Genomic DNA, 25,802 nt, shown 5'->3' with positions numbered 1-25,802 from the left:
CCGTGCCCGCACAGCCATGGGCGGCAAAGCCCACGACCGTCCTCCATCTAGCCCAGCCCGTAGACGGCGGTGTCGCCCGGGTCGTCGCCGACCTCGTGCGCGCCCAGACCCGCGCCGGCCTGCGCGCCGTCGTCGGCTGCCCGCCCGGCGGCACGCTCGCCGAAACCGCCCGGGAAGCCGGCGCCGAGGTGCTCACCTGGCACGCAGGGCGGGCCCCCGGGCCCGGGCTGCCCGCCGAGGTGCTCGGCGTCCGGCGGCTCCTGCGCCGGGTCCGGCCCGACCTCCTGCACGCCCACAGCGCCAAGGCCGGGCTGGCCGGGCGGCTCGCCGCGCGCGGGTCCCTGCCCACCGTCTTCCAGCCCCACGCCTGGTCCTTCGACGCCGTCACCGGAGCCACCGGCGCACTCGCGCTGCGCTGGGAGAGGTACGGGGCACGCTGGGCCGACCGGGTGCTCTGCGTCAGCGAGGCCGAGCGCCGCGCCGGCGAGGCCGAGGGCGTCACCGCCCGCTGGTCGGTGATCCGCAACGGCGTGGACCTGGAACACTTCCGCCCCGGCGGACCCGAACCCGGCCCGGACAAGGCCCGGGCCCGCGCCGGGCTCGCGCTGCCAGCCGACTTCCGCGGCGACGGTCCCCTCGCCGTCTGCGTGGGCCGGCTCTGCCCCCAGAAGGGGCAGGACATCCTCCTGCGGGCCTGGCCGGAGCTGCTGGGCACCGTCCCAGGAGCCCGCCTCGCCCTCGTCGGCGACGGCCCCGACACCGAACGGCTGCGCCGCACCGCCCCGCCCGGAGTGCTCTTCGCCGGCACCGCCACCGACATCCGACCGTGGCTTCGGGCCGCCGATCTCGTTGTACTGCCGTCGCGGTGGGAAGGCATGGCGCTCGCCCCGCTCGAAGCCATGGCCTGCGGTCGCCCGGTCCTGGTCTCGGACGTCAGCGGTGCCCGGGAGAGCCTGCCGCCCGGCCAGGGACGCCTGTGCCTGGTGCCGCCGGAGGACCCGACGGCGCTGGCCAAGGCCCTGGGACGGCTCCTCGCCGACCCACGGCTCCTCGCCGAACTCGGGGAGCAGGCCCGGCAGCACGCCCGGACCGACTTCGACGTGCGGCGGACCACGGACGCGGTCACCGGTCTGTACCACGAACTGCTGGGCAGGCCCCGGCCCTCGAACCAGGAGCGCATCAGCCGATGACGATGGACAGCGCACCCGCCCGGCACACCGGGCAGGGCGGCAAGGGGCCCGCCGGCGTCACCGCCGTTCGCCGTTCCGCGACCGCCATCCACCCCCCGCGCGGGCCCAGGGCCGGCCAGGCCCGGCCCGCGGTACGCCCGAACCGCCGCCACGGGAGTACGACGGGGGTGCTGCCGCTGCTCACCGCGGACGCGCTGGCCGCCGTACTCACCGTGGCGTCGCTGTCCGGACCGGGCCTGCCGGCCCCGGCGGCCGCGCCGATCGCGGTGCTGCTCGCCGCGCTGCACGCGCAGGCCGGGCTGTACCGGCCGCGGCTCGCCCCCTCGGCCCTCCTCGAACTGCCCGTGGTGGCCGGGCGGTCCGCCGTCCTGTGGTGCACGGTCGCCACGGTCGTGGCCGCCGTGGACCCGGGCCGGGCCCTCGGCTGGAGCGTGCTGCTCACCGCCATGTGCCTCCAGGTCGTACTGGCGTGCGCGGGGCGCGGGTTCGTCAACCAGCTCCGCCGCCGCACCCGCATCCGCCGGCCCGCCTCCGTCCTCGTCGTCGGACCCGGCGCGGCGGCGGGCGCGGTGGCCGCCGCCCTGCACGGCCGGCCCGAGTACGGGCTGCGCCCCGTCGGGCTCGCCGACACCGGCGCAGCCGAGGGGGACACCGGACCCCTGCCGGTGCTCACCACCCACGAGGACGTCCGGCGCGCCGTCATCCAGAACTCCGTGCGGCACGCGGTGTTCAGCCGCCCGCCCGAGGCCGACGAACGCACCGCTTCCCTGGTCCGCCTCTTCCACGACCACGGCTGCCGGCTCTGGCTCGCCGACCCGGCCGGCACCGCCAAGATCACCGGCATGCGGGTGGCGGACCCCGCCGACCAGCTGTGGGGGTACGCAGTACAGCCGCTGCTGCCCCGGTCGGCGCGGCCGCTGGAGCGCTGGGCCAAGCGCGGCCTCGACGCCGTGCTCGCCCTGCTCGCCCTGGTCGCCGCCGCGCCCGTGATGGGGGCCTGCGCGCTGGCCGTACGGGTCTGGGACGGGCCTGGGGTGATCTTCCGGCAGGAGCGGGTCGGCCTCTACGGGCGCTCCTTCACCCTGCTGAAGTTCCGTACGCTGCGCGCCGACGAGCACGAGTCCGCCACCCGCTGGACCGTGGCGGGCGACCGCGCGATGAGCCCGGTCGGCTCCTTCCTGCGCAAGTCCTCGCTGGACGAGCTGCCGCAGCTGTGGAACGTCGTACGCGGTGACATGAGCCTGGTCGGCCCGCGGCCCGAACGGCCGTTCTTCGTCGCCAAGTTCTCCACCGTCCACCCCGGCTACGAGGCCCGGCACCGGATGCCCGTCGGCATCACCGGGCTGGCCCAGATCAACGGCCTGCGCGGGGACACCTCCATCGAGGACCGGGCCCGCTTCGACAACCACTACATCGACACCTGGTCGCTGTGGCAGGACCTGTGGATCCTCGCCCGCACCGCGGCCTCCTTCTTCCGCTTCCGGCTGGGGGGCAGCTGATGAGCCTTGCCGTAACCCTGAACGGTGTACGGTCCGACGTGCCGGGCCTGGTGCGGCGGCACTGGCCGCTGCTGCCGCTCGCCGCGACCGTGCTCTTCCTGCTCGCCCCGCTCCCGGCGGGGGACGCGGCCGCCTCCGGGAAGGTCGGTCCGGCCGATGCGGCCTCGCTGCTGCTGGTGTTCGCCTGCGTGGTGCAGGCGCTGCGCGGCCGGGTGCGGGAGCTGACCCCGCTGGGCGTGCTCGTGCTCGGGATGCCCGCCGTCGGGCTCGCGGTCGCGACGACGACCGCGGGGGACCCGCACGCCGCCCTGCCCGGCTTCGTGCGCTACCTCCAGGTGTTCGTGCTGGTCCCGGCGGCCGTGGTGCTGCTGGTGCAGGGCGCCCGGGAGTTCCGGATCGCCGCCGGGTGCTTCGTGGTCCTGGCGCTGGTGCAGGGCGCGGTGGGGGTCGTGCAGTACGCGACCCACACCGGGGCCTCCTACCAGGGCCAGGACATCCGGGCCGTGGGCACCTTCGGCCCCGGCGACGTCATGGGCATGGCCACCGTGGTGGCGTACGGGCTGGTCGTGGCGACCGCCGTCGCGCTGGCACCGGGGCAGGCGCAAAGGACCCGGCGCATCGCCGGGGGCGCGGCGCTGGTGCTGGTGCTGCCGCTGGTGCTGTCGTTCAGCCGGGGCGTGTGGATCGCCACCGTCGGCGCGGCGGTGCTGGTGATGGTGCTGGCCGGGATCCGGCGGGCGCTGAAGGTACTCCTCGCGCTCGCCGCGGCGGGCATGGTCCTGGTGGGCGGGCTCGGGGTCGGCTCCGAGATGGTCACGGAGCGGCTGACCTCCATCACGCAGGTCTCCAGCGCCCCCGACCAGTCGGTGACCGACCGCTACACGATGTGGGCCGCCGCCGAGTCGATGTGGCAGGAGCGGCCGGCGGTGGGGGTGGGGCTGAAGGGCTTCCCGGCCAACCGCGACGGACACTCCTCGCTGGGGCTTTCCTCCGGCAGCGACACCGCGGGCGCGGGGCAGGCGTACCTCCGCCAGCCGCTGCTCTCCCCGCACAACATGTACCTCCTGATCCTGAGCGAGCAAGGGCTGACCGGGCTGGTCGCGCTGGCGGGCGGCTGGGCGGCGCTGCTGGTGGCGGGGCTGCGCCGGATCGCCTCCGGCGGGCGCACGCGGGACTGCGGGCTGATCGCCACGGGACTGTTCGTGTGGCAGCTGACCGACTTCCTCTACGCGGACATCGGCGGGCCGTCCACCGTCCTGACCGGAGTGATCATCGGGCTCGCCGCCTGGTGGGCCCTGCCCTCCCCGGGGGACGCCGGTCCACCGCGTGGGGCCTCCTCGGCTGCCGGGTCCGTCTCCGGTTCGGTTTCGCGGGGCAGCGCCCCCCGGGTTGCGGCCCGCACGTGACGGACACCACGCCTTGGCGGCCCGCCTCCGGCCCCCCGGCCGGGGCGGGCCCCGCCCGTGTGCCGGGCGGCCCCGCCGTCCCCGCCCGTGTGCCGGATCCGGTCCCGGGGCCGCTCCGGGGCCCGGTCCTGCCCGGCTCCGGCGACGAGTCCGGACCGGGTGAGGCGGCCCGGGCCGAGGTGGGTCCGGCGGCGAAGGACCCCGGCTTCATCGCCGGAGCGATGCCCGGCGCCGCCGGGCGGTCAGGCGTGCGGGTGGCGGCCTACGCCACCGCCGACGCTTCGCGCGCCCGGGCCCGCCGCGCGGACGGAGCGCCCGCGGCGCCCGCCGCCCCCGGTGGCGGCGGACCGGCGCCGCTGGGGCGGTTCCTGGCCAAGGCCGCCGCCGTCACCGCCGGGCTGACCGCCGCCGGGGCGGTGTTCGGGCTCGTGCGGGACCAGACCATCGCGCACCTCTTCGGCGCCGGGCACGACAGCGACGCCTTCCTGATCGCCTGGACCGTGCCCGAGATGGCCTCGACGCTGCTCATCGAGGACGCCATGGCGCTGCTGATGGTGCCCGCCTTCAGCCAGGCCCTGGCCCGGCGGGCGGCCATCCGGGTCGGGCTCACCCGCAAGGAGGCCCGCGCGCAGGACCCCGTACGGCTGCTCGTGGGGGCGACCCTGCCGCGGCTCGCCGTGTTCCTGGCCGCCGTGGCCTCCGTACTGGTCGTGGCCGCGCCGCTCGTCGTCTCCGTGCTCGCGCCCGGTCTGCCCGACCCCGAACTGGCCGTCCAGTGCACCCGTATGACGGCCCTGACCGTGATCTCCTTCGGCCTCGCCGGCTACTTCAGCGCGGCGCTGCGGGCACACCGGTCCTTCGTGCCGCCCGCCGCGATCTACGTCTCGTACAACATCGGCATCATCGGCACGATGGTCGCGCTGCACGCCCTGTGGGGCGTGCGGGCGGCCGCCGCCGGGGTCGCCGCCGGCGGACTGCTGATGGTCCTCGTCCAACTGCCCTCCTTCATCCGCAACGTGGGCTTCGGCCCGCCCCGGGCCAAGGGCGCCCCGCGCAGCCAGCGCGACCGCGACCGCCCCACCCTCCTCGCCTTCGGCCTCATCGCCCCCGTGATCTTCTTCGCCGTCTTCCGGCAGTCGCAGGTGCTCGTCGAGCGGTTCCTCGCCGCCTCCCTGCCACCCGGGGCGATCTCGCACCTCAACTACGCGCAGAAGGTCGCACAGATGCCGATGGTGCTCTCCCTGATGATCTGCACCGTCACCTTCCCCGTCGTCGCCCAGGCGATGGCCGACGGCGAGCGCGAGAAGGCCCGGCGCCGGGTCGAGCAGGACCTCGCCCTCGCCGCCCTCGCCGTCCTCCTGGGCAGCGCACTCGTCATCGGCTACGCGCCGCAGATCATCCAGGTCCTCTTCGAACGCGGCGCCTTCACCCACCGGGACACCCTCGCCACCGCTTCCGTCATGCGGGTCTACGGACTCGGACTCCTCGGCCACTGCCTCGTCGGGGCACTGTCCCGGCCCTTCTTCTCGACCGCCCGGCCCACCTGGTTCCCGGCGCTCGCGATGGGCGCCGGACTGCTCGTCAACATCGTGGCCGGAGCCTTCGCCGTCGACTGGTGGGGCATCTACGGCATCGCCGCGGCCAACGCGGCCGGCATCACCACGACCGCCGTCCTGCTGCTCACCGGCCTCGGCTCGCAGATCATCGCCATCCACGTCCGCCGGGTCGCCGTCAGCATCGCCCGGCTCGCGGTGTCGGCGGCCGCGGCCTGCGCCACGGGCTGGATCGCCGGGCCCATGGTTCCCGACCCGATGCTCAGCGCCGCGCTCGGCTGCCTGCTGGTCCCCGCCATGTTCGGAGCCACCGGCGTGGCCATACGCGCCCTCGAAATCACTGCCCTGCCCGGTCAGATCGCCCAGTCCTCCTCCCAGTTCACGCAGAGGTTCCGCAATGTCCGCTGACACCGACACGGCGCCCGCCGCCGTGGTGGTCCCCGCCCGCCGGACCGCATCGCCGTGGGTCCTGATGTACCACTCGGTCGCCGAGTTCACCGACCCCGCCGAGGACCCGTACGGCATCACCGTCACGCCCCGCGCCCTGGAGGTCCAGCTGCAGTGGCTGCGCTCCCGGGGCCTGCGCGGCGTGTCGGTCGGCGAGCTGCTCCGGGCCCGGGCGGCCGGGACCGCGGCCGGGCTGGTCGGACTGACCTTCGACGACGGTTACACCGACTTCCTGACCCAGGCGCTCCCGCTGCTGCGCCGCTACGACTGCACCTCCACCCTGTTCGTGCTGCCCGGGCGGCTCGGCGTGGACAACGTGTGGGACCCGCTGGGGCCCCGCAAGTCCCTGCTCACCGCCGAGGGCATCCGCGAGGTCGCCGAGGCCGGGCAGGAGATCGGCTCCCACGGGCTGCTCCACCAGGACCTCACCGCGGCCCCCGACGACGTGCTCCAGCAGGAGCTGCGGGGCAGCCGCGACCTGCTGCGCGAGCTGACCGGGACCCTGCCCGAGGGGTTCTGCTACCCGTACGGGCACCTCGACGCCCGGGTCGTCGCCGCCACCAGCGCCGCCGGGTACCGGTACGCCTGCGCCATCGACCCCGGGCGGCTCGAAGGCCCGTACGCCCTGCCCCGTACGCACATCAGCCAGGCCGACGGAGGCGCGCGGCTGCGGGTCAAGCACCTGCGCCACCAGGTGCGGGAGCTGCGGCGGGCGGTGCTGCGGTGAAGGACCTCAAGGCCCTGCACGTCATCACCGGGCTCGGGGTCGGCGGCGCCGAGCAGCAACTGCGGCTGCTGCTGCGGCACATGCCGATGCGCTGCGACGTACTGACGCTGACCAACCCCGGTCCGGTGGCCGAGGGGCTGCGCGCCGACGGGGTCCGGGTCGTGCACCTGGGGATGCGGGGCAACCGGGACCTGGGGGCGCTGCCGCGGCTGGTGAGGTTCATCCGGCGCGGCCGGTACGACCTGGTGCACACCCACCTGTACCGGGCCTGCCTGTACGGGCGCCTCGCGGCCCGGCTCGCGGGCGCCGGGGCGACCGTGGCCACCGAACACTCCCTCGGCGAGGGTGAGATCGAGGGAAGGCCGCTGTCGGGCGGGGTGCGCGCCCTGTACCTGGCCAGTGAGCGGCTGGGGGCGGCGACCGTGGCCGTCTCGGACACCGTGGCCGCCCGGCTGGAGGCGTGGGGCGTGCCGGCCGAGCGGGTGCACGTCGTGCCGAACGGGATCGAGGCCGTCCGTTTCCGCTTCGACGAGGGCGTACGGCTGGCCGCCCGGGCCCGGACCGGGCTGCCGGAGCGGGCCTTCGTGGTCGGCGGGGTCGGCCGGCTGGTGCCGGGCAAGCGGTTCGACGTCCTGGTGCGGGCCGTGGCCGCGCTGCCGGGGGCGCACCTGCTGCTGGCCGGGGACGGGCCCGAGCGCGCCGCCCTGCGCACGCTCGCCGCCGAGCTCGGCGCGCAGAGCCGGATCCACCTGCTGGGCGAGCGGGACCCGCTGGGCGACAGCGCGGACGGCCGCACCCCGGGGATCCCGGCGCTGCTGGCCGCCATGGACGTCTTCGTCTCGCCGTCGCGGGAGGAGGCCTTCGGCCTGGCGGTGGTGGAGGCGCTGGCCGCCGGGCTGCCGGTACTGCACGTGACCTGCCCCGCCATCGACGACCTGCCCGCCGCGCAGGCCCCCGGGGCCCGGCGGATCGGAACCGGCACGGAGGAGCTGGTCGCGGCGCTGCGCGGGCACATGGAGGCGGGCGCGCGCCGGCTGCCCGCGCCGCCGGTGGTCCGGCGCTACGACATCGCGCGCAGCGCGCGGCAGCTGCTGGACGTGTACGACCTCGCCCTTTCGGCCGCTCCGGTGCCGGGCTTCGCCCGGGCCCCCCGGGGCTCCGCCCCGGACCCCGCGCCGCACGCTCCCCGGGCTGCCGCCGAGAGGCGCGGCGCCGGCGCCCGTTGATCCCTACCCCCGCCCGCAGGACCCCGTACTTCATCCAGGAAGCGAGCACGAACATGGCCGACACCGCCGAGCAGAAGACGTCCGAGAAGAAGGCCGAGAAGCGGCCCGAGAAGAAGGCCGACCACCGCTCCGAGAAGAGGCAGCGGCGGCGGTTCAAGCGGCCTCCCATGTGGTGGCCGCTGCCCGCGTGCGCTCTGCTCGGGCTGGCCGCGGGCGGGGCGTACGGGGTGCTCAAGGCGCCCGAGTACGCCGCCACCAGTTACGTCGTCGCCGTGCCGGACGACACCACCGAGCCGGCCACCGCCCTCGGTTTCGCCCAGGCCTACGCCCGCATCGCCACCAGCAGCTCCACCCTGGCCTACGCCCAGCCCCGCGCCGGCATCGGCGCCCAGAAGCTGCGGACCCAGGTGCGGGCCGAGACCTCCCCCGAGTCCCCGATGATCGCCATCACCGGTACGTCGACCAGCCCCGCCGAGGCCGCCGACATCGCCAACGCGGTCGCCGACGCCCTGTCGCTGAGCAGCAATCAGGCCGCCAAGAACACGGGCGTGCAGCTGCTCCTCTTCAACCAGGCCGTCGCGCCCGGCGCCCCCGCCTCCCCGTCCGCCCCCATCAGCGGCGCCGTCGGGATGTGCGCCGGCGGCCTGCTCGGCGGGCTGTGGCTGCTCGCCCGGCCCGGCCGCCGCAAGGAGGAGCGGGAAGGCGGTCAGGAGAGCGGGCCGGAGAACGTGCAGGAGAACGGGCAGGAGAGCGGTCAGCCGGTCGTCGAGGAGTACGCCTCGCTCCCCGCGCAGGGTGAGCCGACCTCGGCCAAGGAGAAGGAGTCCGTGCGATGAGTCCGGGCTCCGCCGGGGCTCTGTCGGTTGCGCTGTGCCGCGACTCCCGGCAGTTCGCCGCGCTGGAGGAGCCGTGGAACCGGCTCCTGCGCGCCTGCCCCACCGCCACCCCCTTCCAGAGCCACGCCTGGCTGCACTCCTGGTGGCTGTCGTACGGCAAGGAGGGCCGGCTCCGGATCGTCCTCGTACGGCGCGGCGAGGAACTGGTCGGTGCGGCCGCGCTGATGCTCGTACACCGGCCGCTGCCGCTGCTGGTGCCGCTCGGCGGCCCCATCACCGACTACTTCGACGTGCTCGTGGCCGCCGAGTACGCGGGCCAGGTCGTCCCGGCGCTGGCCCGCGGGCTGCACCGGGCCGCCCGGGGCGCCGTCGTCGACCTGCGCGAGGTGCGCCCCGGGGCCGCCGCCGAGGCGGTGTACGAGGCGTGGACCGGCGCCCGGGGCAAGCTCACCGACTCCACCTGCATGGAGCTGCCCACGCTGCCCTTCGACGAGCTGGTCAAGCGGATGCCGGCCTCCGGCGCCCAGCGGGTGCGGGCCAAGCTCCGCAAGACCGACGCGGCCGGGATCGAGGAGCACGAGGTCACCGAGCAGGAAGTGCCGCGTGCCGTACGGACGCTGCTGCGGCTGCACGAGAAGCAGTGGCGCGGCCGCGGGGTGACCCCGGAACACCTGCGGCCCCGCTTCGCCGAGCACCTGACCCGGGCCACCCGGCGGATGGTGCGGGCGGGGGAGGGCCGGCTGACGGAGTTCCGGCTGGACGGGAAGGTGGTCGCGGCCAACGTCACGCTGCTGTCGGCAGGGCTGAGCGGCGGCTACTTGTACGGCGCCGATCCGGACCTGCGCGCGCGCAAGGTGGACGTGGCGACGCTGCTGCTGCGCTACGAGGCCGGGCGGGCGCTCGCCGACGGCCGGCCGGTGGTGAGCTTCCTGCGCGGCAACGAGCCGTACAAGAACCACTGGCGGCCCGAGACCGTGGTGAACCAGCGGCTCCTGCTGGCCACGAGCGCGCTCACGCCCCTGCTGCGGCTGCACGAGTCGCAGCTGACGGGGCGCGAGCGGGCGGTGGACGCGCTGCGGGAGGCGCTGCCGGCCGCCCGGGACTGGCGGGCGCGGCTCAACGAACTGCGGGTGCGATGACCCGTCTAGAAGGGCCAGAAGCCCGACCTCTCGTCCCAGTCGAGCTCGACGCAGACCGACTGCATGCCGACCAGCTTGGAGAGCCACTCGCCGAAGTTGAGCGGGATGCACCACTGCCTGCTGTTGACCGACGGCTTCTCCGGTTCCGGCAGCGGCCGGGGCGGCGGGGTCGGCGTGGGTGCCGCCGTCGAGGGCGCCGGCTCGGGCTTCGGCACGACCGGGCTCGGGACGACGGGGGACGGCACGGGGCTCGGGGTCGGGGTCGGGGTCGGCTCGGGGACCTCGGGCTCGGGGACCTCGGGCGTCGGGACGAGCGGGCTGGGGGTCACGGGGAGCGGGGTCACCGGGACCGGGACCTCGGGCGAGGGCTTCGGGGCCGCGGGCGTCGGGGCCGTGGGGCTCGGGACCTCGGGCGTCGGGACGGCCGGTGTGGGCACGACGGGGGTCGGGACCACGGGCGTGGGCACCACCGGGGTCGGGATCACCGGGTCGGGCTTCTCCAGCTTCAGCGCCTTGCGGAAGACCTTGGCGGACTCCGGGTTCTGCTTGCACTGCCACACGCCGTGCGGGCAGTAGTCGGTGATGGTGTGGTAGAGCGGCTTGTGCTCCTCGATCCACTTCAGCATGCGCCGGACGTACTCCGCGTTGTCCCCGCGCCGGAAGAGCCCCCACTCCGGGTAGGAGATCTCCTTGCCGTGTGCTTTCGCGAAGTCGACGTGATGCTGGAGTCCGTACGGCTGGGTGATCTGATCGTCGAAGTCCCGGCCGGGACCCTGGTCGTACGAATCCATTCCGATGACGTCGACCACGTCGTCGCCGGGGTAGCAGGACGTCCAGCCGATGGCGTCCGTACCCCTGTTCGGGGCGAAGTCGAACGTGAACTTCTGGCCGGGTACCGAGCGCATCGAGTTGACGACGCGCCTCCAGTACGCCTTCCAGTTCTCCGGGTCGGGCCCGCAGCGGTGGGAGTAGGTGCTGCCGTTCATCTCCCAGCCGAGCACGATCACCGTGTCCGGGACGCCCAGGGACACCAGCCGCTCGGCGAGCCACTTGAAGTGGAAGTCGTACTGCCCCGACGCGCCCGCCCTGATCAGCCGGGCCACCTGACGGTCGGACAGCCCGCCTTCGTTCCGCTCCTGCATGGGCACGTTGAGGACGAGCATCCGGTCGTCCTCGGCCCGGCGCCACTGCGCCCAGCTCTCCAGGAACGTGACGTTGCCCTCGATGCCCGCCCACCGGTCGCCGGGCAGGTACGTGTGCCCGACCCGGATCTTCCTGCCGCCGAGCCAGCGCGACAGGTAGGGGATCCGGGCCACGCCGGGCGGGCCGTAGTCGAGGTAGGCGCCCATGGCGATGTCCGAGCCCTGGGCCCGGTCCCTCTCGGGTTCCGCGAGGGCGGCCCCGGTGGCGAGCAGTCCGGCCGTGACCGTACCGATGCAGGTGCTCGCCAGTCGGCGGCGTGGTGTGGGCATGGCGTCTCCCGAGCTTTCCTGAACCGGTGTGCTTACCAAAGACGTTAGACATCAGATCTGACGAATGGCCTGTCCGGTGACTGCCGCATAGGCCATTCGCAGCTGCGTATCACCCCCGCTTGGTCCGACTAGGTGAAAGACACCGTTGCCATGCACGCGTATCTCAACCATGTGCCCGCAGTTCTGCTCAGACTCGATCGGAATCCGTTCCACCACGGAACCCTTGGCGCCGTCAGATCCCTTGGCCGCGAAGGCGTGGAGGTGCATGCCGTCGTCGAGGCCGGGGGAGGACCCATGGTGCGTTCGAGGTATCTGCGCGCCGTGCATCCGGGGCCGCCCGGCGGACTGGACCCCGAGGCGCCCGAGCCGTTGCTGGAGTGCCTGACCGGGGTGTCGGAGCGGATCGGCCGGCCGGCGGTGCTCGTCGCCATGGACGATCTGAGCGCCATCGCCGTGTCCCGGGTGGCGTCGATGCTGACGGACCGTTTCCGGATTCCCCATCAGCCCGACAACCTGCCCGCCCGGGTGGCCGACAAGGGCGAGCTGGCGCGGCTGTGCGCGCGGTGGGACATCCCGCACCCGGAGACCGTCGTCCCGGCGAGCGGCGCCGAGGCGGCGGAGGCGGCGTGGCGGCTCGGCCTGCCGGTGATCGCCAAGTGGAGCCGGCCCTGGCTGCTGCCGGCCGGGTCCGACGGGTTGCGGAGCACCACGCTGGTGCACACCGCCGCCGACGCGCGGCGGCTGTACGAGCGCTCCGCCGAGGCGGGGAGCCGGCTGCTGCTCCAGCGGTTCCTGCCGGCCGGGACGGACACCGACTGGTTCTTCCACGGCGCCTTCGGCCGCGGCGGGCAACCGCTGCTCGTGGGATCGGGCCGCAAGGAGCTGTCCTGGCCGGTGCGCACGGGACTGACGGCGGTGGGGCGCTGGCTGCCGGATCCGGCGGTGGAGGAGGCGGGGCTGCGGCTCGCCGGACGCCTCGGCTACCAAGGGATCCTGGACCTGGACTTCCGCCGGGACGAGCGGGGCACCTTCCGGCTGGTGGACTTCAACCCCCGCCCGGGCGCCCAGTTCCGGCTGTTCACGGATTCCGCCGGGCTGGACGTCGTACGGGCGATGTACCTGGATCTGACGGGCCAGCAGGTGCCGGCCCCCTCGGGCGGACCGGGCCGGGTGTTCGTCGCGGAGAACTACGCGCTGCTGGCGGCGGTTCGGGGCCGCTCGCTGCCGCGCCGTCCGACGGCGGTCCAGGCGGGCCCGCCGGAGCCGGGCGCGGCGCCTTCGCCGGCGGGCACGGGGACGGCGGCCGCGGCGGGGCATCCGGGCGGCCGCGGGCGGGCCCGGACGGCGGGGCCGCCGCCGAAGGCCGAGCGGGAACGAGTCGAGACCGCCTGGTTCGCCTCCGACGACCCGCTGCCGTTCCTCGCGATGCTCGGCGCCTTCCTCGGGCGCGGGTTCGGAAAGGGCGCGCGAGTCCTGCGGGGCGTCCCCGCGCAGGGGCGTCGCACGGCCCGTGCGGTGGTCCGGACACCCCGTCAGCGGGGCCGCGAGCAGCCGGAGCCCGCTCCGGCGCTCCTCCGGCCCGCGCCGCCGGAGGCATCCGCGGAGCCCGACGAGCTGGTGACCCGTTGACCCCGCCCGGGCCGGGTCGATGACCATGGAGCTGGAGGAACGGCCGTGAGGCGGATGGACGATCTCGTGGTGGTCGGCGCGGGCCCGTACGGGCTGTCGATCGCCGCGCACGCGGCGGGTGCGGGGCTGTCCGTACGGCTGCTGGGGCGGCCCATGGCGTCCTGGCGCGACCACATGCCCGAGGGCATGTACCTGAAGTCGGAGCCCTGGTCCTCCAACCTGTCCGCGCCGGACGGGCGGTACACGCTGGCCGACTACTGCGCCACGCGCGGACTGGCCGCGGAACACGGCACTCCGCTGCCCATCGGCACGTTCAGCGCGTACGGGATGTGGTTCGCCCGCCTTGCCGCGCCCGAGGTGGAGGAGGTGACCGTCACGGAGGTGACCCCGCAGGGCGACGGTTTCCGCGTCCGCATCGCCGAGGGACCGCCGCTGCTCGCCCGTACGGTCGCCCTCGCGGTCGGGGTGATGCCGTTCGTCCACCTCCCCCCGGCGCTGCGGGACCTGCCGCCGGGCCACTGCTCGCACAGCAGCGGCCACCGGGACCTGACCCGCTTCGCGGGCCACGAGGTCGCCGTGCTCGGCGCCGGGCAGGCGGCCCTGGAGACCGCCGCCCTGCTGGCCGAGCACGGCGCCCGGCCGTGCCTGGTCGCGCGGCGCTCCCGGCTGAACTGGAACACCGTGCCGCAGCCCCTGGCCAGGCCCCGGCTGCGCGCGCTGCGCGATCCGCACAGCGGCCTCGGCACCGGCTGGCGCAGCTGGGTGTGGTCGGAGCTGCCCTGGGCGGTCCGGCAGCTGCCCGCGGCCACCCGGGAGCGGATCGCGGCGACCGCGCTCGGCCCGGCCGGCGCCTGGTGGCTGCGGGACCGCTTCGAGCGGCGCGTCCCCGTACTCCTCGGGCACCACCTGCACCGGGCCGTCGCGGTGGGCGAGCGGACCCGGCTCGGGCTGACCACCAGGGCGGGGGAGTCCGTGGTCCTGGACACCGCGCACGTCATCGCGGCCACCGGCTTCACCCCGGACCTGGGCCGGCTGGAGCTGCTCGACGCGGGGCTGCGGGCCGCGCTGGAGACCGTAGGGGGGAGCCGGACGCCGGAGCTGAGCCCCGGCTTCGAGTCCTCGTGGCCGGGACTGTTCTTCGCGGGGCTGCTGACGGCTCCCTCATTCGGCCCTTCCATGCGATTCGTGCATGGTGCGGGCTTCACGGCGGGGAGACTGGTGAGAGGAGTCCGAAAGCGCCTCGGTGCCCGGGGCCCGCTGTCGGGTTCCACCGCTGACGTCCGGTACTCCCCCGGACCAGGTCCGGGAGGACCCCCGGGGGCCGCGGCCGGGCATCCGAAGACGTATCCGCGGTGAGACGCGGTGAGAGGGGTCCGCGATGAGCGCGGAGCGAGCACAGGGCCGCGGCTGGGTACGCATTCCCGCCAGCCGTGCGGAACAGCCCGCCGCGGCCAGGCCCGCCGCGGCCAGGCCCGCCGCGGCCAGGCCCGCCGGGTACGACCGTGCCCCGTACGCGACGGCCCCCCATGCCGCCTCGCCCCCGATCTACCTCTCCCTCGTCAAGCGCTGGAGGGAGGCCGGCCGCACCCTTCCCGGTCATCCCGACGAGGAGTGGGAGCGGCTGATCTCCCAGCCGTACTGGCCCGGCCGTTAGGTGGTGTGAGTCTCTTGGCAGCGGCGGAGCGCGAAAGCCCCGAGCAGAGCCGGCCGTCCCCCGTGACCGGGCCCGGGGAACGGCTCGCGCTCAACGGCATGGGCAGTTTCGAGTGGGACCTGGACGCGAACACGCTCGTCCTGGACGAGGCCGGGTCGGTCGTCTTCGACGTCGATCCGCAGGAGTACGACGGCACCCCGGAAGGGCTCGGGCGGCGGATCCCGCCGAAGGACGGCGTCCGGCTGCGCGACGGCGTCGCGGCGGTCCTGGAGAGCGGCGGGGAGTCGTACGGCGCCTACTTCACGGTGCAGCGGCGCGACGGCCGCGACCAGTGGACGCACACACAGGGCCGGGTGATCCGGGACGAGGACGGGCACCCGCGGCGGATCGTGGGGATCGTCCGGGACGCGACGGCGGAGCTGGCGCAGGCCACGCTCCTGCGCAAACTGGAGACGGCCCGGGCCCAGCAGACGACGATCGTCCAGCGGACCACGGAGGCCCTTTCCCGGGCGGTGACCGTCGACGACGTCACGGCCACGCTGACCGGCGCGGGCGCGCTGGAGCGGCTCGGCGCGGACGGGCTGGCCCTGGGACTGGTCGAGGGCGGCACGATCAAGATGATCGCGATGAGCGGGGAGACGCTGGAGATCCTCAGCGAGCGCAACCTCACCCGGCTGGACGGGACACTGCCGCTGTCGCACGCGGTGATCACCCGGCAGCCACGCTTCGTCACCTCGCTCACCACGCTCGGCGAGGAGTTCCCGCTGCTCAGGGACTATCTGAACCGGATCCAGTACGACGCGGCCGCCTATCTGCCGCTGATCGCCCAGGCCAAGGCCATCGGCGGGCTGGTCCTCTTCTACCGCCGGCGCGTCGAGTTCAGCCCGGAGGAGAAGAACCTCTGCCTGGGTCTGGCGGGAATCGTGGCCCAGTCGCTCCAGCGGGCGCTCCTCTTCGACCAGGAGCGGGAGTTCGCGACGGGTCTGCAGGCGGCCATGCTGCCGCGCCGGATCCCCGAGATCACGGGCGGGGAGATCGCGGTCCGCTACCACTCCGCCTGGAGCGGGCGGGAGGTCGGCGGGGACTGGTACGACGTGATCTCGCTGCCCCGGGACCGGGTCGGCATCGTCGTGGGCGACGTACAGGGCCACGACACGCACGCGGCGGCCATCATGGGCCAGCTGCGGATCGCGCTGCGGGCGTACGCGGGGGAGGGCCATCCCCCCTCCACGGTGCTGGCGCGGGCCTCGCGCTTCCTCGCCGAGCTGGACACCGAGCGCTTCGCGACCTGCATGTACGCCCAGGTGGACCTGGAGAGCGGCGGCGTACGGGCCGTCCGCGCGGGCCACCTCGGCCCGCTGATCCGGCACACCGACGGCCGTACGGGCTGGCCCAACGTGCGCGGCGGCCTGCCGCTCGGGCTGGCCTCGGTCTTCGAGCAGGAGGAGTTCCCCGAGACCCGCCTCGACCTGGTGCCCGGGGAGACGCTGGTGCTGTGCACGGACGGCCTGGTGGAGGAGCCGGGCACGGCCATCAGCCAGGGCATGGAGGCCCTCGCCCACGTGGTGCGCAGCGGCCCGCAGGAGGCCGGGGCGCTCGCCGACCACCTCCTGGACCGGCTCTGGGAGCGCTGGGGCTCCGGCGACGACGTGGCCCTGCTGGTGCTGCGCCGGGCCCCCGACCCGGGCACCCACCGGGCCCCGCGCATCCACCAGTACGTCCACCAGGCCGACCCGGAAGGGCTGTCGGAGGCCCGCTACGCGCTGCGCCAGGCCCTGCGCGACTGGGGCATGCCGGACCTCGCCGACGACGTGGAGCTGGCGGCCGGGGAGCTGCTGGTCAACGCCCTGCTGCACACCGACGGCGGGGCGGTGCTGACCATGGAGGTACTGCCCGAGCCGGTCCGGCGGATCCGGCTGTGGGTCAAGGACCGTTCCAGCGTGTGGCCGCGCCGGCGCACCCCGGGCGAGGCCGCCACGACGGGGCGCGGGCTGCTGCTGGTGGACGCGCTGGCCACGCACTGGGGTGTGGAGCCCCGGGGCGACGGCAAGGCCGTGTGGTGCGAGTTCGATGTTGCGGGCAGCCCCCGGAGCGCCGGGTGAGCGTGCCGTCACGTCGAGTTGTGGGGCGCCGGGGGCGGGGTGATGATGCGGACCATGAAACGGAACGTGCTGTGCGCAGGCTGAGCAAGGGCGCCGTGACGGGCATCCTGGCCGTGCTGCTGCTGGCCGCCGGAGTACCGACGGTCGTGGACTGGACGACGGGGCGGCCCCACACGGACCCCGGCTGCCAGTCGGTGGCGTTCATGTCGATGACGGGCGTCGCGCCCGAGTGCCGGTAGCGGCTGCTACCGGCACTCGCGTCCCCTCGGCCGCTGCGGCCCCGGTGGCCCGGTGGCCCGGTGCCCCGGTTGCCCCGGTTGCCCCGGTTGCCCCGGTTGCCCCGGTGGTCCTAGCGGTGGGCGGTCAGCTTGATCTCCTGGCGGTCCTCCGCGACCGTGTCGACGGAGCGCGGCATCAGGCCCGAGAAGTGGATCTCGTTGAGCTGGGCCTCGGCGAGCGCCGGGCCGGGGTGGACGTCCGGGGTGAACCGGAGCGAGCCGGAGGCCTGCCACTTGTGCTCCTGCCCGTCGCAGTCCGCCTCGCCGCCGCCGAAGGCGAGCCGGGTGCCGTCCTGGACGACGGCGGCCGAGATCTGCAGCTTCGTCCCCTTGGGTGACGGGGCGTTGCAGTGGTAGGTGCCGAAAAGGGTGACCGTGCCGTCCTCGGAAATGTGACCATACGGCCGTACGGAAATTCCCTGGTCGAAAACGGTGGCCTGTGCCGAGCCGGTGAATACCGTGGCGGCGGTCAGTGCGGAGAAGGCGGTCAGGGTCAGCCGGCGGCCGATGGTGCGCATTGTTCCTCCTGGTGGAAGCGGGGGCGGTGATCCGCCGGAACGCATTGTGCTGGCATATGGGCGGCAACTCTCTTCCCACGCTCGTGTCGGTGTGTGCAATTGCCCGCTCGGGCGCGTGAGACTGACCGAAATACATCCCCCGAAGGGATCCCGCATGCGCCAGTCCGCCGTTCCCGCCCGTTTTCCCGCCCGGCTCCCGGTCCGTTCCGCGCTCCGCCGTCCCGTCCTCGCCGCCGCTCTCCTCCCGCTCCTCCTGCTGGGCGCCACGGCCTGCCAGAGTGCGCCCGAGGGGGCCTCGCTCGCGCCCGCCGCGGCGCCCCCCGTCCCCGTGGACGGCGGTGTGATGGACGACGGGGCGCCCGGTGCGGAGGAGGCTCCCGTACGGACCGGGGCGAAGGATGCCCATGTGGGTGAAGCCGTGCGGGTGCACGGTGACCAGATCGGCCGGCACCTGCAGGCCGTACTGGGCGCGTACGTGGACCCCGCGGTCAGCGTGGAGAAGAACTTCGCCCCGCCGGCCGGCAAGCGCTGGGTGGCCGCGTCGATGTCGTTCGTCAACGTGGGCGGGGCCTCGTACGGGGCGCTCGGACGCATGTGGGCGCACGACAGCGCGGGGCAGCGCCACCCGGTGGTGCCCACCGGTGAACTGACGACCGGCAAACCACTCGTCTTCGATTCCCTCGCGGTCGGTGAGCGGGCCGAGGGATGGGTGGTGTTCGAAATCCCGGAAAACGCGCGCATTGTGCGCCTCCAGTACCAGGACGCGAACATGCAGGCGAATTCCGGATCGGGATTCTGGGCCGTCTAGCCCACGTCTAGCCCGCCCGGGTGAAAGGCCGTGAAAGGGCCGGGCATCAGACCACTAGGGTGCGGCGCATGACTTCTACTCAAGCCGAAATCGACCGGTCCGTGCTCGGCACCCTTTCGGTGCTCGCCTGGATCGGCGACCCCTCCGAAGGCCACGACATCCCGTACCTCCTCGCCTACACCCTCGGCGACGGCCCGAAGGGCGAGAAGGCCAGCGGGGAGGCTGCCCGCGGGCTCCTGGAGGAGATCGGCCTGCCCATCGGCGACGTGGTCATGGACGGCACCCGCAGCCCGCGCACCTTCGCGGTGCAGATCCTGCTCGCGGGCAACCAGATCGCGCTCACCCTGCCCGGGCTGAACGCGACCTGCACCGCCCCGGACGAGTGGGTCGCCGCGGCCCGCGAGAGCGGCCAAGCGTACTTCCTCTTCGCCACGCGGCCCTGGGCCGAAGCCGTCCCGGGGCAGCCGGTGTCGGCCGAGGTCCTCCAGGCGTTCGCGGGTGACGAGGAAGTGCTGACCAGCAGCGCCCACTGCGTCATCACGGTGCAGAGCCTGCAGCAGTAGGCGCGTACCGGGCCTGCCGCCCCCTCGCTCCGGCCGCCGGGCTCCCAGCCTGCCCGGTGGCCGGTTCCGTGTGCCCGGGCCCACGGGTTCCCGTGTCCGGGATTCCGCGCCCGGCTCCTGTTCAGGGCCGTTCGAAGGCGAACTTGAGCGAGCGGACCCGGTTGTCGAAGTTCGACCCGGCCAGATCGGGCAGTCCCACCGCGCGCAGCCCCACCGGGCGGGTCAGCAGCTCGCGGAAGAGGGCCTTCATCTCCACCCGGGCCAGGTGCGCGCCCAGGCAGAAGTGCGGACCGCCGCCGCCGAAGCCCAGGTGCGGGTTGGGCGAGCGGGTGATGTCGAAGGCGTCGGGGTCCGGGAAGACCGCCTCGTCGCGGTTGGCGGAGGCGTAGTACAGGACCACCTTGTCGCCGGGCCTGAACAGGTGCCCGTCCAGGGTGTGCTCGGCGGCCACCGTCCGGCGGAACTGGATGATCGGCGTCGAGTGGCGGATCATCTCGTCCACCGCGCCGTCCGCGTACTTCTCGAAGTCCGAGAGCAGCAGGTCGCGTTGGTCCGGGTTGTCGGTCAGCAGGGTCAGCCCGTGCGTGATCGCGTTGCGGGTCGTCTCCACCCCGGCCACCATCAGGAGCGAGAAGAAGGCGCCGAGCTGGCGGGCACCGAGGGCCTGGCCGTCGACGTTCGCGCACACCAGAGCCGAGATCAGGTCGTCCGTGGGGTTCTTGCGCCGCTCCCGTCCGATGCCGGCCACCATCCGCTGCATCCTGGCGAGCGCCCGCAGGCCGCGCCCGGGCATCCGCAGCCGGGCGGCCAGTCCGCGCTCCACGCCGATGTTCTCGGAGGCGTGGTTGACGCGGTCGGCGATCTCCGCACGGAAGTGCTCCGGGATGCCCATCATGTTGCAGATGACCTCCAGGGGCAGCCGGGAGGCCACCGCCGAGACGAACTCGTCGGGCTCGTCCGCGAGTACGTCGTCCACGATGCGGGCCGCCACCGCGTGGATGTCCTCCTCGGCGGCCGCCAGCAGGCGGGGCGTGAAGGCACGCTGCACGATCTTGCGCAGCTGGGCGTGGTCGGGGCCGTCCAGGTTGACCATCGAGTCCCCGAACAGGGCGCGGACCCAGCGGGCGGGTTCGGGGGTGGTGACGCCGGGGGCGCTGGCGAAGACCTTGGGCAGCCGGCTCGCCTCCTGCACCTGGGCGTGGCGGACCAGAGCCCAGTGGCCGCTCCCTTCGGGTACGAAGACGGGGGAGTCGAGGGCGCGCAGGCGGGCGAAGGCCGCCAGGCGGTGCGAGGGGGGTTGCTGCCAGAAGCCCGGCTCGGCCAGCTCCCCTCCGGGGCCGGTGCCTTGGCGTTGTGCGGGGAGTGTCATGGCATGCCTCCAGTTGCTGCGCGTCGTTCTGCGCTGGAGAACGGCGGCGGTGGTGCGGGAGTGACGGGTTCGGGGCGGCGCCGTTGCCGGGCGCTGCCCCGGAGCCCCGTGCGTCAGGCCGAGTCGGACCTGGCGGCCAGGGTGACGCCGATCGCCACCGTGGCCGTCGCGACCAGGCCCGCGTAGAGGACCGCGTACGAGCCCGTCCAGGTGCAGGCGAGGATCGCGGCGGCGGAGAGCGGGATGGTCAGCTGCTGGGCGGGTCCCCGCTTGAAGTGGCGGGAGTGCAGCAGCCAGACCATGAACAGGAAGAGCGCGGCCGGGACGGTGACGGCCGCGTTGGCGGACAGCTGCGAGATGTGGGCCTTGCCCACCGTGTGCTCGACCGCGACCTCGATGCCGGCACCGATCGCCGCACCCGAGGCGAAGATCAGCAGATGGCCGTAACCCCAAGGGATGGCCTCGCGGTTCGAGGTCAGGTGCTCGTGCATCGGCACCGCGAAGTAGATCCACCACGCGGCGAAGACGATCAGCAGTCCGCCGGCCGCGATGGGCAGCAAGTGCCCCAGCTCCTCGTGCTCGCTGATCGCCGACTGTACCGCCACCGTGCTCGCGGCGATCGTCTCGCCCAGCACGATGATGGTGAACAGGCCGTACCGCTCCACGATGTGGTGCGCGTGCCAGGGCGTCTGGTGCCCGTGCTCGGCGATCACCGGGACGATCAGCTCGGCGGCGGCCAGGATCAGGAACAGCCAGCGCTTGGCGTCGTCCGGGACGAACAGCAGCGACACCCAGCCGACCTGGCAGATCACCAGCCCGGCCGCGTACTTCAGCGCCGCCGACCGTGCCTCGCCGCTCTCCCCGGCGGCGGCCCGCAGCCACTGCGCCGTCAGGGCGACGCGCATGATGACGTAGCCGATGACGGCGACCGTCCAGTCGTTCTCGTCGAAGGCCTGGCCCACCCCGGCCGCGTAGACGAGCACGCCGGCGATCTGCACGAGGGTCGCGATCCGGTACGGCACGTCGTCGACGTCGTAGGCGGAGGCGAACCAAGTGAAGTTCATCCACGCCCACCACACGCCGAAGAAGACGAAGAAGTAGCCGATCACTCCGGCGCCGGGATGGCCCTCCGCCAGCGCGTGCACCAGCCGGGCTCCGGCCTGCGCGATCGCGACGACGAAACAGAGGTCGAAGAACAGCTCCAGCGGGGTGGACGCGCGGTGGTCCTCGTCGCGGCTGCGGGCGGTCATGGGGGTGTAGGCCATACAGGCCAGCACACCAGAGGACGCGCCCTTCGCCGGGCCGGACGCGCTGACGGACGCCGTGCGGGAGAGGGCCTGCTAGTCGGCCAGGCGGACGGGCATCAGGAGCGAAAACGTGTCCTCGGTGTCGGTGCGGCGGATCGCCAGGGGGGCGTCGGGGGCGCCGAACTCCAGAATCAGCCGGTCCGCGGCTCCGGCGGTGAGGGCGTCCAGCAGGAAGTCCCGGTTCACGGCGACGGTGTCCCGGTCGGCGTCACCGTCCTCGCAGACGGTGACGGCGCCCTCGGACGTCACCTTGAGGACGCTGAGGTCGCGCGACGGACCGTCCTGCTCGCGCACCTCGCTCGCGCGGACGGGACCGGTCGCCACCGCTTCCCGGAACGCCCGGACATCGACGACGGCTCGGCGCCGGTCGGCGGGCAGGCGGACGAGGCGACGGTAATCGGGGAAGTCGTGATCGAGGCACTGGCCGGCGGCCTGGCGGTTCCCGGTCTCCAAGGCCACGCGGTCACCGTCGACGGTGAGCTGGACGGACGCGTCGTCGGTCAGCAGCGCCCGCATCGCGTCGGCGAGCGGGGACGGCACGATGACCTGCACACGGGGACCGCCGTGCCCGTCGGCACCGGCTCGGGCGACAGCCATCCGGTACCGGTCGGTGGCCACGACACCGAGTGCGTCGCCCTCGATGTCGAACAGGACGCCGCCGAGCATCGGCAGCTCCGGGTCGGTACTGGCGGCGAAACGGACCGCGTCCAGCGCGGCGGCCAGCTCGGGGGCGGAGACGACCGACCGGACGGAGGCGGTGCGGAGCGAAGTCATGGGGTTCTCCCTGTGTTCGAGTAGCGCTCGGATCGTGGAGAACTCGACTCGGGCGTCGGACAGCCCCCGTTCCAGACGGCGCAGGTGCCCCTGAAGCAGGTTCCGCACCAGGTCGGTGTCCGCACGGGACCAGCCGGCCAGCACGAGCCGGATGTCCGCCAGCGGCATGCCCGCCCGGCGCAGCCGCGCCAGCAGCAGGGACTCGCCGAGCTGCTCGGGGGCGTACCAGCGATAGCCGCTCACCGGATCCACCCAGGCCGGGACGAGCACGCCGGCACCGTCGTAGAACCGCAGGGCGCTCACGCCCAGTCCACTGTCCCGAGCCATTTCCCCGATACTGCGCATCTCGCTCTCCACACCCCGAACTCTGAGCCCTGGACCAGGTCGAGGGTCAATCACCGTCGGCGGACCCCCGGGGGGCTGTGGGCCGTCTGGCCCCGCTCGGCGTCATCGTGGATACGGCATAACGGGCTGAATCGGAACATGCCGCCTAGCGTGGTGATGTGCCCGAGCCCTCAGAAGCCCTTGACGTCCCGCCTCCGCCACCCGGGGGCCCCGGCACTGCCAGTTCCGACGGGTCCGGCGGGACCCCGTCGGACCCGGGAACCGCCCCCGCGGGGCGACGGCCCGTCACCGCCCGGGCCACCCTGGCCGGCACCGTCGTCTCGCTCCTGCTCATCGCGGCGATCGTGCTGGGCAGCCGGCTGCTGCGCGACTTCGACTCGGCCCTGCTGCCGTACGCCGTCGCCACCGTCTTCCTGGCCTTCGGCGTGGCCTACCGGTACACGGTCTGGGTCTCCGCGCCCGGCGCCCGCCGCCTCTTCAGACAAGGCGTCGGCAGCCTCTTCTCGGCGGACAACTTCAAGAAGGCGCCCACCGCGCTGCCGAGGATGATCGCCACCTACCTCGGCTTCCAGAAGTTCCTCGGCGCCCGCTCCCACGCCCGCTGGGCCGCCCACCAGCTCATCTTCTGGGGCTGCGTCCTGGCCGCGCTCATCACCTTCCCGCTGACCTGGGGCTGGTTCACCTTCACCTCCGACAGCGGTTCCGGCCCCGGCTACGAGATGCGGATCTGGGGCTTCAAGGTCCTCGGCTTCGACTCGCTGAGCCTCCTGGGCTGGGCGATGTTCCACGGCCTGGACGTCGCCGCCGTACTGGTCATTCCCGGGGCCTCGTACTTCCTGTGGCGCCGGATGAAGGACCGCGGCGCCATCACCGGCCAGCGCTTCGCCTACGACCTGCTGCCGCTGATCTGCCTGATCGTGATCTCCGTGACGGGGCTCCTGCTGACCTTCTCGTCGATCTTCCTGCACGGCGGCGGCTACGAGTTCCTCGCGATCCTGCACATGGTGTCGGTGGTGTTCACCCTCATCTACATCCCGTTCGGGAAGTTCTTCCACATCGTCCAGCGCCCGGCAGCCGTCGGCATGCAGCTCTTCAAGTACACGGCCCGCCGGGACGAGCAGGTCTTCGCCTGCAAGCGCTGCGAGGAGCCCATCGACACCACCCCGTACGTGGAGAACCTGCGCGGCACGATGAAGGACCTGAAGCTCGACTTCGACGCCTGGGCCGAGTACTGCCCGCGCTGCAAGCGGGTGCTGCGCGGCAACGCCTACCTGACCCGCGTCAAGAAGGGCTTCAAGTGACCTCGGCCGAACCCGACGAGGCCGCGTCCCGGCCCGTGCCCGTCTCCATCGACCCGTCCATCGCCCCGCCCGGCACCCGGAACTTCCGCGACGCCGGCGGCTTCCCCGCCGACCGGTGGCACGCCGACCAGAACGGCGAGACCCTCGTCCCCACCCACTGCTGCTTCTGCGGCGTGCAGTGCGGGATGTACCTGCGCGTGGACAAGGGCGGCAAGGTCTTCGGCGTGGAACCCCGCAACCACGACATCAACCGGATGCGGCTGTGCCCCAAGGGCATCAACGCGTACCAGCAGGTCAACCACCCCGACCGGCTGACGGCCCCGCTGATGCGCCGCTCCCGGGACGAGGAGTTCCGGGAGGTCTCCTGGGACGAGGCCCTCGACTTCACCGTCTCTCCGACTACCACCCCGGGAGCGCCCAGCCCCGGCTGAACCGGCCGGTGCGTGAGCGGTATCCGCAGATCCGCTCCACCAGCGGCTACGGCGACCCGCGGATCCGGCACACGGGCCCCGGCCCGGGAGCCGGCACGGAACAGGAGCCGGAGCGGTCCTCGAAGCTCAACGCCCGTCTGGCCCTGGCCCTCACCGTCGTCATCGGGCAGCTCTGGGGGCTGACCGTGACCGTCAACGAGTGGATGAAGGGCAACACCGGCACGGCCTGGTGGGGGGCGGGATTCCTGATCCTGTCCTTCGTCGTCGTGATCGGACTGTGGCTCCTCGACCCGAAGGACCGGTGACCACGTCCGTCCGCACGAGCAGCGGCTCCCCGGTGCCCCCCGGGCGACCGGGGCCGGAGGCGGGAACGCGCGTGGGGGCGGCCGTACCCTGGAGGCATGAGCACCGCCCCCGCCTCCGACCCACAGCCCGCGCAGCCCGTGCCCGGGGCCGACAAGCCCCGGCCGAAGCCCAGGCTGGTCTTCGACGACCCGCTGGACCAGCAGTCGTCGGACGACACCGACCGGGGCTGGGGCGAGCGGCCGCACGCCGGCGGAAGCGCGGCCGACCTGGCCCGCTTCCTCGACGAGAAACCCCCGCACCACATCTGACCGGCCGGGGCGGCCGGAGCGGCTAGAACACGTCGCGCGGACCCGCGGAACCGGTCCCGCCACCGTTGGTGCGCTGCGCGACGAGCGCGTCCCGGATCTCCTTGAGGACCTCCAGCTCGGTGATCTCCATGGTCTCCTGGACGCCCTGCCGGGCCTTGCGCCGCGCCTCCTGCTTGGCGAGGTACTTCGCCATCGGCAGCACCATCAGGAAGTAGACGACCGCGGCGGTGATCACGAAGGTCAGCGTGGCGTTCAGCACGGAGCCCCAGAGGATCTCGACCCCCGTCGGCTGGCCGTCCGCGCCGATGGCGCAAGGGTTCTTGATGCACGTCTTGTAGCCATCCAGGCTCTGCGTGCCCACCGCGCCCACCACCGGGCTGATGATCCCCTTGACCACCGAGTTCACGATGTTCGTGAACGCGGCGCCGATGACCACGGCCACCGCCAGGTCGACCACGTTGCCGCGCATCAGGAAGGCTTTGAAGCCCGCCAGGACGCTCTCCTTCTTCTTCTCGCTCACCACTGAGCCTTTCTTCGCATGTGCCGAACACGGAGCCAACGGTTCCGAAAGCTACGGCAGTCCGGGCGCGGCGTGTCCAATCGGCCCCCACCCT

General features: G+C 73.6%; 24 protein-coding genes and 1 pseudogene. 19 read left to right on the top strand and 6 right to left on the bottom strand.

Translation table 11 applies throughout. From position 1 onward, the window contains the following. Positions 1-2 precede the first annotated feature (2 nt). The 8 genes from OG429_RS16905 to OG429_RS16870 are packed head-to-tail and all read left to right on the top strand — an operon-like array spanning position 3 to position 10,023. A complete protein-coding gene (locus tag OG429_RS16905; protein WP_328926141.1) occupies positions 3-1,190 on the top strand; it encodes a glycosyltransferase family 4 protein in 1,188 nt (395 codons plus the stop codon). Continuing rightward, positions 1,187-2,689 carry an exopolysaccharide biosynthesis polyprenyl glycosylphosphotransferase gene (locus OG429_RS16900; RefSeq protein ID WP_405679768.1) on the top strand — a complete coding sequence of 501 codons (1,503 nt, stop codon included), beginning with the start codon at positions 1,187-1,189 and terminating at the stop codon, positions 2,687-2,689. The genes OG429_RS16905 and OG429_RS16900 overlap by 4 nt, the downstream gene beginning before the upstream one ends. Further along, positions 2,689-4,095: an O-antigen ligase family protein gene (locus OG429_RS16895; RefSeq protein WP_328926140.1), complete on the top strand. Its 1,407-nt coding sequence runs from the start codon at positions 2,689-2,691 to the stop codon at positions 4,093-4,095. The genes OG429_RS16900 and OG429_RS16895 overlap by 1 nt, the downstream gene beginning before the upstream one ends. Next, positions 4,092-6,056, top strand: coding sequence for a lipid II flippase MurJ (locus tag OG429_RS16890; RefSeq protein WP_405679772.1), 1,965 nt, complete (start codon positions 4,092-4,094; stop codon positions 6,054-6,056). The genes OG429_RS16895 and OG429_RS16890 overlap by 4 nt, the downstream gene beginning before the upstream one ends. Then, positions 6,046-6,822 (top strand): polysaccharide deacetylase family protein, encoded by a 777-nt coding sequence (locus OG429_RS16885; RefSeq protein ID WP_328926139.1) that lies wholly within the window; start codon positions 6,046-6,048, stop codon positions 6,820-6,822. The genes OG429_RS16890 and OG429_RS16885 overlap by 11 nt, the downstream gene beginning before the upstream one ends. Then, positions 6,819-8,048, top strand: a complete 1,230-nt coding sequence (locus tag OG429_RS16880; protein WP_328926138.1) for a glycosyltransferase — start codon at positions 6,819-6,821, stop codon at positions 8,046-8,048. Before OG429_RS16885 ends, OG429_RS16880 begins: the two co-directional genes overlap by 4 nt. A 53-nt stretch (positions 8,049-8,101) precedes the next feature. Continuing rightward, complete coding sequence (locus OG429_RS16875) at positions 8,102-8,884, top strand: lipopolysaccharide biosynthesis protein (protein ID WP_328926137.1); 783 nt, start codon at positions 8,102-8,104, stop codon at positions 8,882-8,884. Then, positions 8,881-10,023: a GNAT family N-acetyltransferase gene (locus tag OG429_RS16870; protein ID WP_328926136.1), complete on the top strand. Its 1,143-nt coding sequence runs from the start codon at positions 8,881-8,883 to the stop codon at positions 10,021-10,023. The genes OG429_RS16875 and OG429_RS16870 overlap by 4 nt, the downstream gene beginning before the upstream one ends. 5 nt (positions 10,024-10,028) lie before the next feature. Here the strand turns inward: OG429_RS16870 and OG429_RS16865 are convergent, their stop codons facing one another. Further along, positions 10,029-11,495: a glycoside hydrolase family 26 protein gene (locus OG429_RS16865; protein ID WP_328926135.1), complete on the bottom strand. Its 1,467-nt coding sequence runs from the start codon at positions 11,493-11,495 to the stop codon at positions 10,029-10,031. Positions 11,496-11,789: 294 nt separating this feature from the next. Here OG429_RS16865 and OG429_RS16860 point away from each other — a divergent pair, with 294 nt between their 5' ends. From OG429_RS16860 to OG429_RS16840, 5 genes are all read left to right on the top strand, one after another. Beyond that, positions 11,790-13,124, top strand: coding sequence for an ATP-grasp domain-containing protein (locus OG429_RS16860; RefSeq protein WP_405679778.1), 1,335 nt, complete (start codon positions 11,790-11,792; stop codon positions 13,122-13,124). 54 nt (positions 13,125-13,178) lie between these two features. Beyond that, positions 13,179-14,480 (top strand): NAD(P)-binding domain-containing protein, encoded by a 1,302-nt coding sequence (locus tag OG429_RS16855; protein WP_328926133.1) that lies wholly within the window; start codon positions 13,179-13,181, stop codon positions 14,478-14,480. A gap of 22 nt (positions 14,481-14,502) precedes the next feature. Then, positions 14,503-14,778, top strand: a complete 276-nt coding sequence (locus tag OG429_RS16850) for a hypothetical protein (protein WP_328926132.1) — start codon at positions 14,503-14,505, stop codon at positions 14,776-14,778. Between the two features lie 14 nt (positions 14,779-14,792). Next, entirely contained in the window at positions 14,793-16,880 is a 2,088-nt protein-coding gene (locus OG429_RS16845; protein ID WP_328930308.1) for a SpoIIE family protein phosphatase, read from the top strand. Between the two features lie 71 nt (positions 16,881-16,951). Beyond that, complete coding sequence (locus OG429_RS16840; RefSeq protein WP_328926131.1) at positions 16,952-17,119, top strand: hypothetical protein; 168 nt, start codon at positions 16,952-16,954, stop codon at positions 17,117-17,119. Between the two features lie 110 nt (positions 17,120-17,229). On the opposite strand, the gene OG429_RS16835 is transcribed toward OG429_RS16840, so the two are convergent. Next, positions 17,230-17,676, bottom strand: coding sequence for a DUF6299 family protein (locus tag OG429_RS16835; RefSeq protein WP_328926130.1), 447 nt, complete (start codon positions 17,674-17,676; stop codon positions 17,230-17,232). Between the two features lie 154 nt (positions 17,677-17,830). Between OG429_RS16835 and OG429_RS16830 the strand changes: the two genes are divergently transcribed. Beyond that, a complete protein-coding gene (locus OG429_RS16830; RefSeq protein ID WP_328926129.1) occupies positions 17,831-18,484 on the top strand; it encodes a hypothetical protein in 654 nt (217 codons plus the stop codon). Between the two features lie 68 nt (positions 18,485-18,552). After that, on the top strand, positions 18,553-19,047 hold the full coding sequence (locus tag OG429_RS16825; RefSeq protein ID WP_328926128.1) for a DUF5949 family protein: 495 nt from the start codon (positions 18,553-18,555) through the stop codon (positions 19,045-19,047). A gap of 121 nt (positions 19,048-19,168) precedes the next feature. Here OG429_RS16825 and OG429_RS16820 read toward each other — a convergent pair whose 3' ends face one another. The 3 genes from OG429_RS16820 to OG429_RS16810 all read right to left on the bottom strand — a co-directional run bounded on the left by OG429_RS16820 (position 19,169) and on the right by OG429_RS16810 (position 22,842). Further along, positions 19,169-20,416: a cytochrome P450 gene (locus OG429_RS16820; RefSeq protein ID WP_328926127.1), complete on the bottom strand. Its 1,248-nt coding sequence runs from the start codon at positions 20,414-20,416 to the stop codon at positions 19,169-19,171. A gap of 113 nt (positions 20,417-20,529) precedes the next feature. Continuing rightward, positions 20,530-21,681 (bottom strand): low temperature requirement protein A, encoded by a 1,152-nt coding sequence (locus OG429_RS16815; protein ID WP_328926126.1) that lies wholly within the window; start codon positions 21,679-21,681, stop codon positions 20,530-20,532. A gap of 75 nt (positions 21,682-21,756) precedes the next feature. Then, positions 21,757-22,842: a DNA polymerase III subunit beta family protein gene (locus tag OG429_RS16810; RefSeq protein WP_328926125.1), complete on the bottom strand. Its 1,086-nt coding sequence runs from the start codon at positions 22,840-22,842 to the stop codon at positions 21,757-21,759. Positions 22,843-23,000: 158 nt separating this feature from the next. On the opposite strand from OG429_RS16810, the gene OG429_RS16805 reads away from it, so the two are divergent. The 4 genes and pseudogenes from OG429_RS16805 (at position 23,001) to OG429_RS16790 (ending at position 25,188) form a co-directional block, all read left to right on the top strand. Next, a complete protein-coding gene (locus OG429_RS16805) occupies positions 23,001-24,143 on the top strand; it encodes an MFS transporter (RefSeq protein WP_443051264.1) in 1,143 nt (380 codons plus the stop codon). Beyond that, positions 24,140-24,538 (top strand): annotated as a pseudogene (locus OG429_RS16800) (nitrite reductase); the annotation flags it as partial. The gene OG429_RS16805 and the pseudogene OG429_RS16800, both read left to right, overlap by 4 nt. Further along, positions 24,508-24,879, top strand: coding sequence for a hypothetical protein (locus OG429_RS16795; protein ID WP_328930306.1), 372 nt, complete (start codon positions 24,508-24,510; stop codon positions 24,877-24,879). The pseudogene OG429_RS16800 and the gene OG429_RS16795, both read left to right, overlap by 31 nt. A 96-nt stretch (positions 24,880-24,975) precedes the next feature. Beyond that, positions 24,976-25,188 carry a hypothetical protein gene (locus OG429_RS16790; protein WP_328926124.1) on the top strand — a complete coding sequence of 71 codons (213 nt, stop codon included), beginning with the start codon at positions 24,976-24,978 and terminating at the stop codon, positions 25,186-25,188. A gap of 22 nt (positions 25,189-25,210) precedes the next feature. Here the strand turns inward: OG429_RS16790 and mscL are convergent, their stop codons facing one another. After that, positions 25,211-25,711 (bottom strand): large conductance mechanosensitive channel protein MscL, encoded by a 501-nt coding sequence (gene mscL / locus OG429_RS16785; protein ID WP_328926123.1) that lies wholly within the window; start codon positions 25,709-25,711, stop codon positions 25,211-25,213. Positions 25,712-25,802: the final 91 nt, after the last annotated feature.

This window comes from Streptomyces sp. NBC_00190, from assembly GCF_036203305.1.
Taxonomy (GTDB): domain Bacteria; phylum Actinomycetota; class Actinomycetes; order Streptomycetales; family Streptomycetaceae; genus Streptomyces.
This window is presented reverse-complemented; position numbering and strand designations above follow the sequence as displayed.